Source organism: Rhodococcus sp. SJ-2, assembly GCF_053750035.1.
This window is the reverse complement of the sequence record NZ_CM132340.1, coordinates 1,374,166-1,389,383: the sequence shown is the minus strand read 5'-3', so window position 1 is coordinate 1,389,383 and position 15,218 is coordinate 1,374,166. Positions and strand designations below refer to the sequence as shown.

Sequence of the window (15,218 nt, the reverse complement as noted above, 5' to 3'; positions counted from 1 at the left end):
GATCAGTCGACTATAGGCGAGTGAAAGTTACTTGAGTAGAGAAAGATTCGGACGGAATTGCAGAATCACCGAGAAGCGGGAGAGTCGACTGTGAAGCGGATGAGCAACCGATTCGAGGGCAGGGTCGCAGTCGTCACCGGCGGCGCAAGCGGCATCGGTGAGGCCGTGGTGCGGGCCTTGCATGCAGAAGGCGCTTCCGTCGTCGTGGCAGATGTGCAGGAGGCGGGCCGTCTGCTCGCCGACGAACTCGGTGGGCGGATTCGTTTCATCCGCACCGACGTCGCCGTCGAAGCGGATATCGCGGCAGCCGTGGACCTGGCCGTCGACAGCTTCGGCAGGCTCGATGTGATGTTCAACAACGCCGGGGTGATGGGCACGCTGGGCCCGATCGATCGGACGCCGATGGACGAGGCAGACGTGACACTTGCGGTGAACTTGCGCGGAGTGCTGTGCGGCTTCAAGCACGCCGCGCGCGTGATGAAGCCGCAGGGCTCGGGAGTCATCATCGCGACGTCGAGCCCCGCGGGCGTGCTCGGCGGCGTGGGCCCGCACGTGTACAGCGCGGCGAAGGCTGCCGTCGTCGGTCTGTCGAAGTCGGTGGCGGCCGAGCTACGCCCGTTCGGGGTCCGGGTCAACACGGTGATCCCCGGGGCTGTGGTCTCACCGATGACGGCGGTCGTCGTTGCGGGCGGCGCCGACGACCTCCCCGGCGCGACTGCGGCGCTCAGCGAGAGTGCACTGATGGACCGCGCGCTCAGACCGGAGGACGTCGCTGCCGGCGTGCTCTTCCTCGCGAGTGACGAAGCGGCCTACGTCACCGGAGTGACGTTCCCGATCGATGCCGGGATGACGGGCATCGCGGGTCGATCGCCGTACACGAGCGGACGCTACGAGCAGCCCGTGACCTTGCTCGAAGCCGGACGTACCACCACCGCAACGACCACACGGTTGTGATCGAGATGTCGTCGACGCTGTCGACGGAGAAGGGAAGCAGAACATGCTGACAGGCAAGCGGACGCTGGTCACCGGGGCGGCGCAGGGAATGGGCCGGGATATCGCGCTGGAATATGCCCGGCGCGGCGCCGAATTCGTCGGTGTCGCCGACCTCAACGGCGACGGAGCCAAGGAAGTGGCCGCCGAGATCGAATCAATGGGTGTCGCTGCCGTTGCGATCACCGTGGACTTGGCGGACAGTTCCGCGATCGCGGGCATGATCGATACCGTCGTCTCCGCCTCCGGTGGTCTCGACACCCTCGTGAACAACGCCGGTGTCATGGAGAACGCGTTCACCGAGCACACGACCTTCGAGGAACTTCCCGAGGACGTCTGGGACAAGGTGTATGCGATCAACGTCAAGTCGGTGTGGCTTGCGACGAAACTTGCTGCACCACATCTGCGCGCCTCCGGCCGTGGACCTTCGGTGATCAACGCGGCCTCCGTGGCAGGCATGGTCGGTTACGTCAGTACGGCGTACCCGTCGAGCAAGGCCGCGGTCATCCAGCTCACCCGCACCTCGGCAATCGCACTGTCTCCCGACGTCCGCGTCAACGCATTCGCTCCCGGTTCGATCGAGACCCCGATGAGCCGTGCGTATCTCGACGCTGCAGACACCGACGAGGTACGCGAAGCCCGGAAACGTTCGATGGTCGGGGCACACCTGATCCCTCGATTCGGCACCGGCGACGAGATCGCGAAGGTCGCGGCATTCCTCGCGTCCGACGATTCGTCGTTCCTCACCGGGATAGTCGTCCCCGTCGACGGCGGTACGACCGCGTGGCGTGGACTGCGCGCATGAGTGCGTCAGCGTCTGCAGCGGTGATTGTCGGGGCGGGTGAGTCGCAGTTCGGCAGGTCCGTGGACCGTCCGATCGCCAAGCTGGTCCTCGACGCATGCCGCAACGCACTCGACGACGCGGGACTGACCGCGCCGGACATCGACGGCGTGGTCGCGGCGGGGGCGTATCCGGGACCCGATGAGGTATCGGTCGCGCTGGGCATCGACCGCAGGTACACGGCGGCTCCCGGGATCCCCGCGGGCGCGGGCCCGCTGGCTGCCGTCGAGACTGCCCGCGCGGCAGTTGAATCCGGTCGTGCGACGTCGGTACTCGTGTATTACGGCTATGCAGGGTCGAAGCCGGGGGGTCCGTACGGCTTCCACGCGCAGGACCCGGTGAAGGCCAGCCTGGAAATGCCCTTCGGGTGGTACGGCCAACCCGTGTACTTCGCAGCGTGGGCACAGCGCTATTGCCATACCTATGGGATCGAGCCCGATGCGCTCGGTTCGATCGCAATCTCGAACCGCGTCTGGGCGGCGATGACACCGAACGCGCAGCGACCCAAAGCGCTCACCGAGGACGACTACCTGTCCTCGCCCATGATCGCGTCGCCGTTGCGCGCTGCGGACTGCTGCCTGATCTCCGACGGTGCCGGTGCCGTCGTCGTCACCACGACCGAACGTGCACGCGACATCGCAGGCACACCTGTCGTCGTGGCCGGATCGTCGACCGTGGCCGTGGGACCGTCCATGACCTCGTACTTCACCCAGGCCGAGGACATGTGCTCGTTCGGCTCTGCGGTCTCCGGCCCGCGTGCATTCGCCGATGCCGGCCTTGCTCCGGCAGATATCGATGTCGCCGAGATCTACGATTGCTTCTCCATCTCACAGGCGATCCAGATGGAGGACCTCGGACTCTGCGGTCGGGGTGACGCGGTGGAATTCCACCGCGCCGGACACACCCGGCCAGGCGGTTCGCTGCCGGTCAACACCCATGGCGGTCACCTCGCGTATGCCTACATCCCCGGGATCGTCCACGTGATCGAAGCCGTGCGTCAGGTTCGCGGGATTCGAGGCGAGGCGCAGGTGCCGGATACCTCGACCGCGCTGGTTGCCGCGTTGGCCGGCGGCGAGCACACGACGTTGATCCTGACGAAGGACCGGTGAGAAGCGTGACCGAGACAGACCTTACCGATGCCGGGGTGTCCGTCCCGGAATATGCACCACCGAAGGACATTCCGGAACTCGCACCGTTCTGGGACGGAGTCGCTCGCGGGGAACTCGTGTTTCCGCGGTGCCGCGGATGCCGGAGATGGCACTGGTACCCCGGCCCAGGCTGCCCGTGCGGTCACGACGACGAGCTCGAGTGGTCTGCAGTTGCGGGTAGGGGAGTGATCTACTCGTTCACCATCGTGCACCGCGCGTTTCTGCCGTCCGGATCGACACCGCCGTACGTCGTGGCGCTGGTGGAGTTCGAGGACGCGCCGGGCGTGCGCCTCGTGACCAACCTGGTCGGAGACGGCGCTGAGTCCCCGCGGATCGGCGACCGGGTTGTGCTGTCTCCGTCCGTCTTCGACACCCACACGTTGCCGACCTTCGCGCTCGAGCAGGATCGGCGTGTACGAGAAAGGCAATCGCAATGAGACTGTCACTGCGCTACGACATGCGCGCCCCCGCGATCGGCGCGCCTGCTGTCGACCTCTACCAGGCGGCAGTGGAACAGGCCGGATGGGCGGATTCGTTCGGCTTCGAGACCGTCTACATCGCGGAGCATCACGGCGCCGAGGATGGTTACTGCGCCTCCCCGATGATCCTGGGTGCGGCGATGCTCGGGCGGAGCGAACGGATCCACGTGCACTTCTCGGCCCTCGTGGCGGTGTTGCACCATCCGTTACGGCTCGCCGAGGATCTCGCGACCCTCGACCTCGTCGGCGGCGGTGGCCGCGTCGAGATGACGATGGGAATCGGATACCGGCCGAACGAATTCGACATGTTCGACGTACCGATGAAGCGTCGCGTCCGAATTCTCGAAGAGATCGTCGAAGTCCTGAACAAGGCATGGACAGGCGAGCCATTCGAATTCCGGGGACAGACCGTGCAGGTGCGTCCCACCCCCGTCGGTCCCTCGCGTCCCCCCATCTACATCGGCGGTTCGGCGGACGCGTCCGCGGCGCGTGCGGCACGACTCGGTGACAACTACATGCCTGCGGGCTCGGAGAAGGACCGGCTGTACACGCTGTACGACGCCGAGCGCACCCGTCTGGGACTGCCGATCCCGCCGCGCCCCGCGCCGGCGGGCCCCCTGTTCCTGCACGTGACCCACGATCCCGAGCGCGATTGGGAATTGCTTGCACCGCATCTGACATACACGACCAACATGAATGCGCAGTGGGCGAAGGAGCGCGGTGTCGGGACGACGGGGTACACGCATGTCGAGACCGTGGACGATCTGAAGAAACAACCGCAGTTCGTGGTGCTCACACCGGAACAGTGCGTCGAGTTCGCGCAGAGTCGGGGCGACGACTCCGAGCTGATGTTCCAGCCGCTGATGGGCGGACTCGCACCAGAGATCGGGTGGCGGAGCCTCGAACTGTTCGCAGCCGAGGTTCTCCCCGAACTCGAAAAACTCGGACTGCGCGATTCGAGCGACTCCCGTCGCAGTGCCGCTCCGGCATAATCAGCGAAGATCATCAGGAAAAGGGAGTTGATCATGAGATTTCGATCGGTTGCGTGTGCGGTCGCAGGTCTCACTGCGGGCGCGACGGTGCTGACGGCCTGCGCCGAATCGACCGGGACTGGTGGGCAGGGCGGCGGCGCCGGTGTCGAGTACGGGGCGAGCATCGCGGAGTACCGGGAGGCGTTCGATTCCGTGGATCCGATTGTGATCCACACTCAGTCGCCCGCAGCGAAAGGCGCTTCGGGAGGTCAGCACATCGAGAAGTATGCCGAAGCGGTGTCCGAGTGGTCGGGTGGCAAGATCACATTCGACATCGTCTACTCCAACGGTGTGGCATCTCCGACCGAATCGGACAACGCGGTGCAGGACGGTCGGTTGGACCTGGCCCAGGTCATGGGCGCGTACGAACCGCAGGAATACCCGGCCACCTTCGCCCTCAACAACGCCAGCGTGTTGTCGGACAACAGCGTGATCGTCGGAAGCCTGTCGTCGAACGCCTGGCCGGTCGATGTGGCGTTCGCGACTCCGGAGCTCTTGGCCGAGTACGAGGACCATGATCTGAAGCTGCTGCTGCCGTCGTTCAACTCGGGTTCGATCGCCCTGATCTGCTCCGAGGCCCGCAACGATCTGGCCGAGCTGAAGGGGCAGTCGATCGCCTCCGGCTCTGCGACCCTCGGTACACAGGTTGCCGCGCTCGGCGGTAACCCGGTGTCGATCGGGTACACCGAGTACTACGAAAGCCTCCAGCGCGGGGTCGCGGCGTGCGCTGCCACCACGCTGACCGCAGGCATGATCGCGGGAATCATGGAGGTCGCGCCTCACGTAGTGATCGATCCCGAGGCGGGATTCGTGAACACCTCGGGTGCGCTGGCGATGAATATTGATGTGTGGGAAGATCTTCCACTCGTCGCGCAGCAGTTGATGTGGGATCGTCTCGACGTGTTCGTCGAGGGCAGCATGAACAAGATCTGGGAGGGAACTGTCGATGCGTCCGCGACCATCGCTCAGTTCAACGGTTCGGCCGAACCGTTCGCCGACGACGCCCGCGACGTGTTGATCGCGAAGAACGAGACGATCGTGGACGGTCTTGCCGAAACGGCGCCCGGCGGCGACGAATTCGTTCAGCGGGTACGTGATGCCGCGTCGAAGTGGAAGACGACGGTCACCGATCTGGGTTACGACGGCGCCGTGGACTACGCGGGCTTCGCCGACTGGTACAGCCCTGAGAAACTCGACACGGCCGCATTCGTCGACGAGCTCTTCGCCGAGGTGCTGCTCGAGCATCGCCCTTCCTGAACAACAACGATGAGCCGTGAACGCTATGTTTACAACGGTTGGTTGACAACGTGGTGTTCACGGCTCACGCTGTATGTATGACAGACGACGAATTCACTCCGCCGAACCCCAGCCGGGAACGTGCCCACCGCGAGTACGCCGGTCTGTTCCGGATCGCCGAACGGCACGGCGCCACTGCGGAACAGCGAGCCCGTCAGTCGCATCCGGAGATGCTCGACCCGCTGGGCGCGATCCGCATCGTCGCGGCACTCGCCGGCGGCGTCCACCAGCCGGGTCCCGAAGAACCCGAGGTGGACACCGCCGACGTCACTGCTGCGCTGGGACTCGTTCCCAAGGCGAGAGCCGAGATGGACCAGCTGGAGGCATTGATACTCGGTATCGCACGTGAGCGCGGGATGACCTGGCAGGAAATCGCTTTCGGGCTCGGCCTCGGAAGCACCCAGGCTGCCCGTCAGCGTTACGAACGACTGCTGAAACGCACTGACTCCTGACCGGACGATCAGGGGGTGTACGGATCCGCGCGCCTGATAGGGGGCGCGGTCTTCCAGTCGGGCATTCCGAGTTCGGGAGTCCCCACGACGGCCTTTCCACCCGACAGGTGGGTCCACTGGGCGTGGTTGAGCTGATGAATCGTGAAGCACGCGTCGAGCGCGCTGGAGAAGCCCATCGCATCCTGGCTCTGATTGACCGACTCCTTCACGAGCAACGCCGCCATCGTGGGCACCTGGGCGATGCGCCGGGCGAATTCGAGGGTCCGCTCGGTCAGGTTCTCCGCCGGGAAGACCTTGCTCACCATTCCGAGAGCGCGGGCATCCTCGGCTTCGAGACTGTCTCCAGTCAGGAGTAGTTCCTTGGCCTTGCGCGGTCCGAATTCCCATGGGTGACCGAAGTATTCGACACCGCACATGCCGAGTCGCGTTGCGACCACGTCGGCGAACTGCGTGCCCTCGGCGGCGACGATGAGATCGCATGCCCACGTGAGCATCAGCGCAGCGGAGAAGACGTTGCCGTGCACCTCGGCGATGGTGATCTTGCGGAGATCACGCCAGCGGCGGGTGTTCTCGTAGAAGTAGTGCCACTCCTGGTGGAAGCGTGACTCGACTGCGTCCTTCGTGCCGCCGGTGCAGGCGTACGACCAGTGCTGATCGGGGCCGGGGTTGCGCTCGGCCAGATAGTCGGGGCTGCCGAGATCGTGCCCGGAGGAGAAGACGGGGCCGTTGCCTGCGAGGATCACCACCCGCACGTCGTCGTCGGCCTCCGCGCGCAGGAACGCGTCGGTCAGTTCGACGAGGAGCCCGCGGTTCTGGGCGTTGCGGTACTTGACGCGGTCGAGCACGATGCGTGCGATGGTGCCCTCGTCGTGGGTCTCGTACTGCAGGTACTTGTACTCGGTGGTTGCCCGGGGATCAGTGGTCACGGGAAGTCCTTCCTGGAACAGGCTCAGAGAGCCTGCGGTGATGTGGAGACGAGCGCGCGAGCTTGGTCGAGCAGAGCCTGGGACACGCTGTGGAAGCGTTTCCCGAGGTCCTCGTCGACCTTGCCTGCGCACGCGCGTGCATGAGTGCCTTCGAGGATGATGGCGAGGCGATAGCAGGCCAGGACTTGGTACCAGTCGAATCCGGTCATGTCACGACCGCTCGTCTCGCCGTACCGTGCGATGAGCTCGGTTCGGGACGGCAGGCCGTCCAGTTGTCGGGCCAGCCCTTTCGTGCGGGGTTCGTTCGGGTCCGGCCACGTCGCGAGCAGATGTCCGAGATCGAGCAGGGGATCGCCGATCGTAGCGAGTTCCCAGTCGACGACTGCGGCGACCTCGGGGCCGCCGTGCCGGAACATGACGTTGCCGAAGTGGAAGTCGCCGTGGATGACGCCCTTCCTCCATTCGGTGGGGCGGTGTTCGTCGAGCCACCGGCCGAGTTCGTCGACGCCATCGAGATCGGGTCCGGGCCAGCCGTCCAGCTCGTGGTACGAATCCAGTTGCTTACGCCAGCGTCCGACCTGCCGCTCGATCCAGCCGTCGGCGCGATCGAACTGTTTCTGTCCGAGGGCGGCGGGGTCGACGCGCCCGAGTGCGGCTGCGGCGTCGACCATGGCCAGTCCCATCGCGTGCTGCACTTCGGCGGACGATGCATGTGGCTCCGGCACCTCGGTCGTGGCGGTGAAACCGCTGATCGCGTCCATCACGAAGAAGGTGAAACCCATGACGTTCGGGTCGTCGCATGCCGCGACGAGGCGCGGGTGGGGGACGTCGGTGTCTCCGAGTGCCGTGAGGATCCGTGCCTCGCGACGCATGGTTTCGTCGCTGTTGCTGCGTTTGTGCAGCGGGGGCCTGCGGAAGACGTACTCGTGGCCGTCGCGTACGAAGCGGACCAGGATGTTCTGGGTTCCGCCGGTCAGCGCGACGACTCCGGTGAGCGGCCCGGTGCCGACGCCCTCGTCGTCGAGCCAGGATGTGAGCGCAGCAGTGTCCAGCATGCCGTTGTCCGGCATGTCCCGATCACTCATCGGGTTCACCTCGTGTCTTCGATCGTGCTCCGGAAGGGTGCCGATCTACTACGGCCGGCTGCGGAGCGGATGTACTTGTGCGTGACCGGGGCCACTCGCTTGCACTCTACACATTCGTGCAAACCATTGTCATGATTAGCTTCACATTCAGGCGCATGATTGTTAGAGTCCGACTACGGCGCCCGGTTGCTGCGACAGTGGATCGGTGAGGGCTCGGACAACCCGCGATCGTTCAATTCAGGTGGTGCAATGGGTATCGAAATGGTTCTCGACATGGCGACCTCGGTCGTCCCCGACCGCGTGGCTATCGGCCGCCGCGACGAAGGGCTGACCTACGCCCAACTCGACGAGGTGACCTCCGGTGGCGCGACCGTCCTGAAGGAACGCGGCGCGGCACATCTTGTTTTCGTCGGTGTCAACGGACCGATCCTGCCCGTCCTCACGTTCGCATCGGCGAAGGCGGGAATCCCGATCGCGCCCCTGAACTACCGGCTCGCGACCGAGCAGTTGCGCGACCTCGTCGCCCAGCTCGACAGGCCGTTGATCGTCGCAGATCCGGCCTACAAGGACAAGCTCGATGGCGCCGCCGAGCATCTCCTCACCAGCGACGATTTCCTCGACGCCGCACATGCGGCCGGGCCGTCGGCTCACCTGCCTGCCGACGATGACAGCACCGCCGTCGTACTGTTCACTTCCGGCACCACCTCCGCACCGAAGGGTGTGCTCCTCCGGCATCACCACTTGACGTCGTACCTGTTCAATACCGTCGAATTCGGTTCTGCCGGTGAGGAACAAGCGACCCTCATCAGTACGCCGCCGTACCACATCGCAGGGATGGGTGCGGTCCTGAGCAACATCTATGCCGGTCGTCGGATGGTGTACCTCCCGGACTTCAGCCCGCAGGGCTGGCTCGATCTCGTCCGCGAGGAGGAGATCACCAGCGCCATGGTGGTGCCCACGATGCTTGCGCGCGTCGTCGAACATCTCGGCGGCGCACCTGCGGGTGCACCGAAGCTCGCGTCGCTCGCATACGGCGGGGCCCGGATGGCGCAACCGGTGCTCGAACGCGCACTCGTTTCCTTCCCCGACACCGGTTTCGTCAACGCCTACGGCCTCACCGAGACGAGTTCGACGATCGCGGTGCTCGGGCCCGAGGATCACCGGGAAGCTCTCGCCGATCCCGCCTTGCGGCACCGGTTGTCTTCTGTCGGACGGATCGTGCCCGGCATGGAGGCGCAGATCCGCGCCGAGGACGATGTCACGGTACTTCCGGACAACGACACCGGACTCCTGTGGGTGCGCGGTGCCCAGGTCAGCGGGGAATACATGGGCAAGGGCTCGGTGCTCGATGCCGACGGGTGGTTCCCCACCCGCGACCGCGCACGCATCGAGGACGAATTCCTGTTCATCGGGGGCCGTGCCGACGACACGATCATCCGCGGCGGCGAGAACATCGCCCCCGCTGAGATCGAGGACGTCCTCGTCCGCCACGACGACGTCCGTGAGGTTGCCGTCATCGGTGTTCCCGATGACGAATGGGGCGAACGCATCTGCGCCGTCATCGTTCCGGTCTGTGACGATCATGCCGAGCCGGAGGCGGTACGGGCCTGGTGTCGCGAGCGACTGCGCGGATCGCGCACCCCCGACGACGTCGTATTCGTCGACGAACTGCCCAAGACCGCCACCGGCAAACTCGTGCGTCGTGACCTGGTCGCGCAGGTCACCGCAGACTCCGCCTGAGATCGAGGACCCGTGTCTTCTGTAACGTGCCGCCAGTGGGTGCTCCGTACTCGTCCGTCGGGTCGACCGTGCGCCTCCGACGTAGAACTCGTCGACGTCGTGGTCGGATCCCCAGAAGCGGGATTCGTGCAGGTGGAGAACCTCGCGATGTCCGTCGAGCCGTACATGCGCGGCAGAATCGGTGGTGAGGCAAATTATGCCGAGCCGTATCCACTGGACGAGCCGATGCTGGCCCCCACCATCGGCCGTGTCACCGTCTCGGCCGACGAGTCGGTCCCCGTCGGCTCGCTCGTGAAACACGAGTACGGCTGGCGGGAGTACGCCCTGGTGCCCGCGAGTGACTGCACAGTACTGACACACGACGACCTCGCGCCCGCTGACCATCTCGGACCGATGGGTATCCCCGGTATGACGGCGTGGGTGGGCTGCGAGCGCATCGCGCGCATCGAGTCGGGCGATGTGGTGTTCGTGTCGTCCGCAGCGGGAGCTGTCGGGTCCACCGTCGTGCAGATCGCGAAACTGCGGGGCGCCACCGTGATCGGGAGCGCGGGGAGCTCGGAGAAGGTCGCTCTGGTCCGTGAACTCGGTGCCGATGCCGCGTTCGACTATCACGACGGCTCGGTCAAGGATCTGCTCCGCGCGGCAATGGCGGAGGTGGGAGCGACGGGGCTCGACGTGTACTTCGACAACGTCGGGGGCGAGCATCTCGAGGCCGCGATCAGGGTGATCAACGACCATGCACGGATCGCGCTGTGCGGGATGATCAGCATCTACAATTCGGCAAGCCCACAGCCGGGGCCCAACAACCTCATCAAACTCGTCTGGCGCCGGGCACGGATGGAAGGCTTCCTCCTCCGAGATCATCTCGACGCGCGCGAAGAGTTCGAGAACCGGATGGCCGAGTGGCTCCGCATCGGCGCGGTCCGTTCGGTCAGCACAGAGTTTCCCGGTGGTGTCGAGGGCGCCTGGGATGCCTTTCTCGGCATGCTCGACGGCACCTCGACCGGCAAGGCCGTCGTGCCGCTCACGCGCGAACCTGCCGACCAGCACTGAACGACACGCGAATCCGGCGGGATGATCTCGCCCGAGAAGGAGGCAAAACGATGACCGACCAGTCACTGCCCTTGGAAGGCAAGGTCGCACTCGTCACCGGCGGAAGCCGTGGTCTGGGCCGTGAGATGGTGCTGGCGTTCGCGAAGGCCGGCGCCGACACCGTCATCGTCAGTCGCAAGATCGACAGCTGCGAGAAACTTGCCGCCGAGGTCGTCGAGGCAACCGGGCGCAGGGCGCTTCCGGTCGCATGCCATGTCGGTGACTGGGACGCGCAGGAAACTCTCGTCGAGCAGGTGTACGCGGAATTCGGCCGCGTCGACATCCTCGTCAACAACGCCGGCATGTCGCCCCTCTACGACTCCCTCGGTAGCGTCACGGAAGCGCTCTTCGACAAGGTTTTCGATGTCAACCTCAAAGGTGCATTCCGTTTGACGACCTTGATCGCCCCGCGCATGGCGGAGGCGGGCGGCGGCTCGGTGATCAACATCAGTTCCATTGCATCGGAGCGTCCGACACCGGACGACCTGCCCTATGCGGCGGCAAAAGCAGGATTGAACATCATCACCAAGGGTTTCGCGCAGGAGTACGGGCCTGCGGTGCGCGTCAACGCGATCATGGCCGGCCCGTTCCTGACCGACATCAGCAAGTCGTGGGACATGGATGTCGTAGCCGAGAAGTTCAAGACACTTCCGCTCCAGCGGGCGGGCAATCCCGACGAGATCATCGGTGCCGCGCTCTACCTCGCGGGTCCCGGCTCGACCTACACCAGCGGCGCGATCATCCCGGTCGACGGCGGCCGCACCGCGATGCGCTGACGCGCACCCACCGAAACTTTTCGAGAAAGGAACGCGCATGAGCTGGGGATTCGAGACCGATCCTGAGTACCAGAAGGTCCTCGACTGGGCAGAGAACTTCGTGACCAACGAGGTCGAACCCGTCGACAAGGTGATCACCCACGCGTGGGATCTGTCGGATCCGTTGCGTCAGAAGCTGATCCCGCCGCTTCAGGAGAAGGTGCGGGAGAAGGGCCTGTGGGCGACGCACCTGGGGCCGGAGCTCGGCGGGCAAGGATTCGGGCAGCTGAAGCTTGCCCTCCTCAACGAGATCGTCGGCCGTACCCATTCCGGACCGATCGTGTTCGGTGCGCAGGCACCGGATTCCGGCAACACCGAGATTCTTGCCCACTACGGCACTCCCGAGCTCAAGGAGCGGTATCTGAAGCCGCTCATCAACAACGAGATCGTCTCGTGCTACGCGATGACCGAGCCCCAGGGCGGATCGAACCCCGTCGAGTTCGAGACCACCGCAGTTCTCGATGGTGACGAATGGGTCATCAACGGAGAGAAGTGGTTCGGCAGCAACGCACGCTTCGCGTCGTTCTACATCATCATGGCGGTCACCGATCCCGAGGCGGAGCCGCACAAGCGTCTGTCGCAGTTCATCGTGCCTGCCGACACTCCCGGCCTCGAGATCGTCCGGAACACCGGCGTGTGGGGTCACGACTACGAGGTCGGCACTCACGCTTACACGCGGTGGACCGACGTGCGTATCCCCAAGGACCACATCCTCGGCGGTGTCGGGCAGGGATTCGAGGTTGCGCAGACCCGACTCGGTGGCGGTCGCATCCACCACGCGATGCGCACCGTCGGCCTGGTGCAGGCGTCGCTCGACATGATGCTCGAACGCGCCGTGTCGCGCACGACGCGGGGCAAGCGTCTCGGCGACCAGCAGATGGTCCAGGAGATGATCGCCGATTCGTGGCTGCAGATCGAGCAGTTCCGTCTGCTGGTGCTGCGCACCGCATGGCGGATCGATCACTACAAGGACTACAAGAAGGTCATCAAGGACATCGCCGCGGTCAAGGCCGCGATGCCGAAGGTGCTTCTCGACGTGACCTCTCGCGCAGTACAGTTGCACGGTTCGCTCGGCGTGTCGAAGGAACTCCCGTTGGGTAAGTGGCTGTTCGAGAGCTACCACATGGGATTGGCCGATGGGGCCACCGAGATCCACAAGGTGGGCCTGGCTCGGCAGTTGCTGCGCGACGTGACGCCGCACGACGGTTTGTTCCCGAGCTATCACCTTCCGGAGCTCGAAGAGCTCGCACGCCGCAAGTTTGCCGCGCAGCTGGCAGGGCTCGAAAACTGAAGTAGAAGAACGGCAAAGGGGTCGGAGCGATACGCTCCGACCCCTTCCGTCAGCTGTCTGCCGAGATGACGAACGCGGTCGAACCTGCCAATCCGTTCGAGACCGTGACGGCGGACCGCTGCGCACCGGGGATTTGACGCTCTCCGGCGCGACCGGTGACCTGGTAGGCCGCTTCGGTCAACTGGGTCATGCCGTGCAGCCTGCCTTCGGCGAGGCATCCGCCACCGGTGTTGAGTGGCAACGTGCCTGTCGGCCGAGCATTCCCCTCGTCGATGAAGGACGCGGCTTCTCCTCGTCCGCAGAATCCCAGACCTTCGAGCCATGTGTACGTGAAAATCGAGAATCCGTCGTACAACTGGGCGATGTCGATTTCGTCGCGGCCGATCCCGGCAGCGTTCCAGAGCCGCTCACCCGTCGTTTCCGACCCGGCGATGATGTCTTCGAGAGTCATGGGTACACCGGTGACGCCGATGTGGTTGCTCGCGGCGTAGCCCGAGATCAACGCGGGAGGATTGCGCAGGTCGCGGGCGCGGTCGGCGTGGGTGAGGACGATCGCGACGGCACCGTCGACAGGCAGGTCGCAGTCCAGCATGGTGATGGGATCGGCGATCATGCGCGACGACAGATACTCGTCCGTCGTCAGAGTTTTGCCACGGAAGAACGCGTTCGGGTTCAGGTGAGCGCGTTCGCGGTTGTCGACGACGAAGCGCGCGAACGAGTCTCGTGTTGCGCCTGCGAGGTCGAGATAGCGGCGCGCGACGGTTGCCGCCCAGCCCGCAGGCATCGAGAAGCCGTACGGCGCGAAGAACTGATCCTTGCCCCCGGCCCGTGCGGAGGTGAAGTTCGAGTAGCGTCCCTGCGGCATGTGCAGTGCGCGATAGAGGACGACGTGCGTGCAGGTGCCTGCGACGAGTGCGTTGATCGCGTCGATGGCGGCGTGGGTGACCATCGGCATGGTGTTGCCGAGCCATGTGATGCTGTCGCGGATTCTCAGCGCTCCGGCGAGATGTCCCGGGGTGACGACATCGATGCCGTCCCGGTTACCCTTCTCGCCGCCGTACACCGGCATTGTCGGGGTGGTCGCGAGGCCGTCGACGTCGGCTCGGGTCAGGCCGGCATCGGTGAGTGCTGCGTCCGTGGCCTCGACCGTCAGCGACAACAGGCTGCGCGGGTTGCGTCGAATGAGTTCGGTGTAGCCGATGCCGGCGATCGCGACCTGGTTGCGGTATTCCCACATGGTCAGGAGCTCCTCTGCTGGGATGCGGGGCGGAATTGGGGCACGACGTCCCCGGGCGCCAACTCTTCGAAGGTCGCCTCGAGCGGGAGCCCGATCCGCAGCTCGGCCGGATCCGCATCCACGAGGTTGGTGGTGATCAGCAGATTTTCCTGCTCGTCGAGTTCCGCGACCACGACGATGTACGGCAGATGATCGGCAAATCCCGGTGCCGGCGCATCGTGCATCACGGTGTAGGAGTAGAGCGTCGCGCGACCCGACATGTCTTTCCAGGACAGCTCCGAGGTGCCGCACGACGGGCACGCATCTACGGGAAGATGCTGGTAGCGGGTGCAGGAATCGCAGTGCTGCACCACCAGACGCCGCTCACGCGCGGCGTTCCAGTAGGGCGCGGTGGTCTCGTCTGCCAGTGGCAGGGGCTTGGGTGGGGCCGCGGTCGGTGTCATGAGTCCTCGGTTCGGCATTGACATCTATTGCAGATAATGGTGATCATCTATTGTGATTCTGTGATGCCGGTCTCGACCCGTCAAGCCCTAGTCTTTCGCGGGAGGGGCGGCGAGCCGGAGTTCAGGTAAATCATTCGCATGAAAGCTTGACTCTAGACAAATCTAGGCGAATGATATGACTAGCGAGTGATGTAGATCACGACAGGCAGGGCGAAATCATGGTGCATCGCAGCGTCGACTCCGAGAACCGGATCGAAGACATCGATCTCGGTCGAGTCGACGAAGTACTCACCGCGCTTGTCCAGCTGCTCACGACATGACCTTCGGGCGTCCCACACGCCTGCCCCCTCAC

At 64.9% G+C, this 15,218-nt stretch carries 16 protein-coding genes; 11 read left to right on the top strand and 5 right to left on the bottom strand.

Annotated elements, in window-relative coordinates; genetic code table 11:
• The first annotated feature begins 99 nt into the window (after window positions 1–99).
• The 7 genes from ACSYG9_RS06310 to ACSYG9_RS06280 all read left to right on the top strand — a co-directional run bounded on the left by ACSYG9_RS06310 (window position 100) and on the right by ACSYG9_RS06280 (window position 6,237).
• A complete protein-coding gene (locus ACSYG9_RS06310) occupies window positions 100–954 on the top strand; it encodes an SDR family oxidoreductase (protein ID WP_454841655.1) in 855 nt (284 codons plus the stop codon).
• A gap of 43 nt (window positions 955–997) precedes the next feature.
• Window positions 998–1,795, top strand: coding sequence for an SDR family NAD(P)-dependent oxidoreductase (locus ACSYG9_RS06305; RefSeq protein ID WP_454841654.1), 798 nt, complete (start codon window positions 998–1,000; stop codon window positions 1,793–1,795).
• Window positions 1,792–2,940, top strand: a complete 1,149-nt coding sequence (locus ACSYG9_RS06300; RefSeq protein WP_454841652.1) for a thiolase family protein — start codon at window positions 1,792–1,794, stop codon at window positions 2,938–2,940. The genes ACSYG9_RS06305 and ACSYG9_RS06300 overlap by 4 nt, the downstream gene beginning before the upstream one ends.
• A 5-nt stretch (window positions 2,941–2,945) precedes the next feature.
• Entirely contained in the window at window positions 2,946–3,416 is a 471-nt protein-coding gene (locus ACSYG9_RS06295; protein WP_454841651.1) for a Zn-ribbon domain-containing OB-fold protein, read from the top strand.
• The gene (locus ACSYG9_RS06290) at window positions 3,413–4,450 is read left to right on the top strand and encodes an LLM class flavin-dependent oxidoreductase (RefSeq protein WP_454841649.1); all 1,038 of its coding nucleotides are present in this window, start codon (window positions 3,413–3,415) and stop codon (window positions 4,448–4,450) included. The genes ACSYG9_RS06295 and ACSYG9_RS06290 overlap by 4 nt, the downstream gene beginning before the upstream one ends.
• Window positions 4,451–4,483: 33 nt before the next feature.
• Complete coding sequence (dctP, locus tag ACSYG9_RS06285) at window positions 4,484–5,746, top strand: TRAP transporter substrate-binding protein DctP (RefSeq protein ID WP_454841647.1); 1,263 nt, start codon at window positions 4,484–4,486, stop codon at window positions 5,744–5,746.
• Window positions 5,747–5,823: 77 nt separating this feature from the next.
• Entirely contained in the window at window positions 5,824–6,237 is a 414-nt protein-coding gene (locus ACSYG9_RS06280; protein WP_454841645.1) for a DNA-binding protein, read from the top strand.
• Between the two features lie 8 nt (window positions 6,238–6,245).
• Here the strand turns inward: ACSYG9_RS06280 and ACSYG9_RS06275 are convergent, their stop codons facing one another.
• Together ACSYG9_RS06275 and ACSYG9_RS06270 are read right to left on the bottom strand one after the other, a co-directional pair.
• Complete coding sequence (locus tag ACSYG9_RS06275; protein ID WP_454841643.1) at window positions 6,246–7,163, bottom strand: enoyl-CoA hydratase; 918 nt, start codon at window positions 7,161–7,163, stop codon at window positions 6,246–6,248.
• A gap of 23 nt (window positions 7,164–7,186) precedes the next feature.
• Entirely contained in the window at window positions 7,187–8,248 is a 1,062-nt protein-coding gene (locus ACSYG9_RS06270) for a phosphotransferase family protein (RefSeq protein ID WP_454841642.1), read from the bottom strand.
• Between the two features lie 249 nt (window positions 8,249–8,497).
• Here ACSYG9_RS06270 and ACSYG9_RS06265 point away from each other — a divergent pair, with 249 nt between their 5' ends.
• The 4 genes from ACSYG9_RS06265 to ACSYG9_RS06250 are packed head-to-tail and all read left to right on the top strand — an operon-like array spanning window position 8,498 to window position 13,186.
• On the top strand, window positions 8,498–9,988 hold the full coding sequence (locus ACSYG9_RS06265) for a class I adenylate-forming enzyme family protein (RefSeq protein WP_454842892.1): 1,491 nt from the start codon (window positions 8,498–8,500) through the stop codon (window positions 9,986–9,988).
• 12 nt (window positions 9,989–10,000) lie between these two features.
• On the top strand, window positions 10,001–11,041 hold the full coding sequence (locus ACSYG9_RS06260; RefSeq protein WP_454841641.1) for an NADP-dependent oxidoreductase: 1,041 nt from the start codon (window positions 10,001–10,003) through the stop codon (window positions 11,039–11,041).
• Between the two features lie 50 nt (window positions 11,042–11,091).
• Window positions 11,092–11,856 carry an SDR family NAD(P)-dependent oxidoreductase gene (locus ACSYG9_RS06255; RefSeq protein WP_454841639.1) on the top strand — a complete coding sequence of 255 codons (765 nt, stop codon included), beginning with the start codon at window positions 11,092–11,094 and terminating at the stop codon, window positions 11,854–11,856.
• A 37-nt stretch (window positions 11,857–11,893) separates the two neighbouring features.
• A complete protein-coding gene (locus tag ACSYG9_RS06250) occupies window positions 11,894–13,186 on the top strand; it encodes an acyl-CoA dehydrogenase family protein (RefSeq protein WP_454841638.1) in 1,293 nt (430 codons plus the stop codon).
• 49 nt (window positions 13,187–13,235) lie between these two features.
• Here ACSYG9_RS06250 and ACSYG9_RS06245 read toward each other — a convergent pair whose 3' ends face one another.
• From ACSYG9_RS06245 to ACSYG9_RS06235, 3 genes are all read right to left on the bottom strand, one after another.
• Complete coding sequence (locus ACSYG9_RS06245) at window positions 13,236–14,423, bottom strand: thiolase C-terminal domain-containing protein (protein WP_454841637.1); 1,188 nt, start codon at window positions 14,421–14,423, stop codon at window positions 13,236–13,238.
• Window positions 14,424–14,425: 2 nt separating this feature from the next.
• The gene (locus ACSYG9_RS06240) at window positions 14,426–14,866 is read right to left on the bottom strand and encodes a Zn-ribbon domain-containing OB-fold protein (RefSeq protein WP_454841636.1); all 441 of its coding nucleotides are present in this window, start codon (window positions 14,864–14,866) and stop codon (window positions 14,426–14,428) included.
• Window positions 14,867–15,045: 179 nt separating this feature from the next.
• On the bottom strand, window positions 15,046–15,204 hold the full coding sequence (locus tag ACSYG9_RS06235) for a hypothetical protein (protein ID WP_454841635.1): 159 nt from the start codon (window positions 15,202–15,204) through the stop codon (window positions 15,046–15,048).
• Window positions 15,205–15,218: the final 14 nt, after the last annotated feature.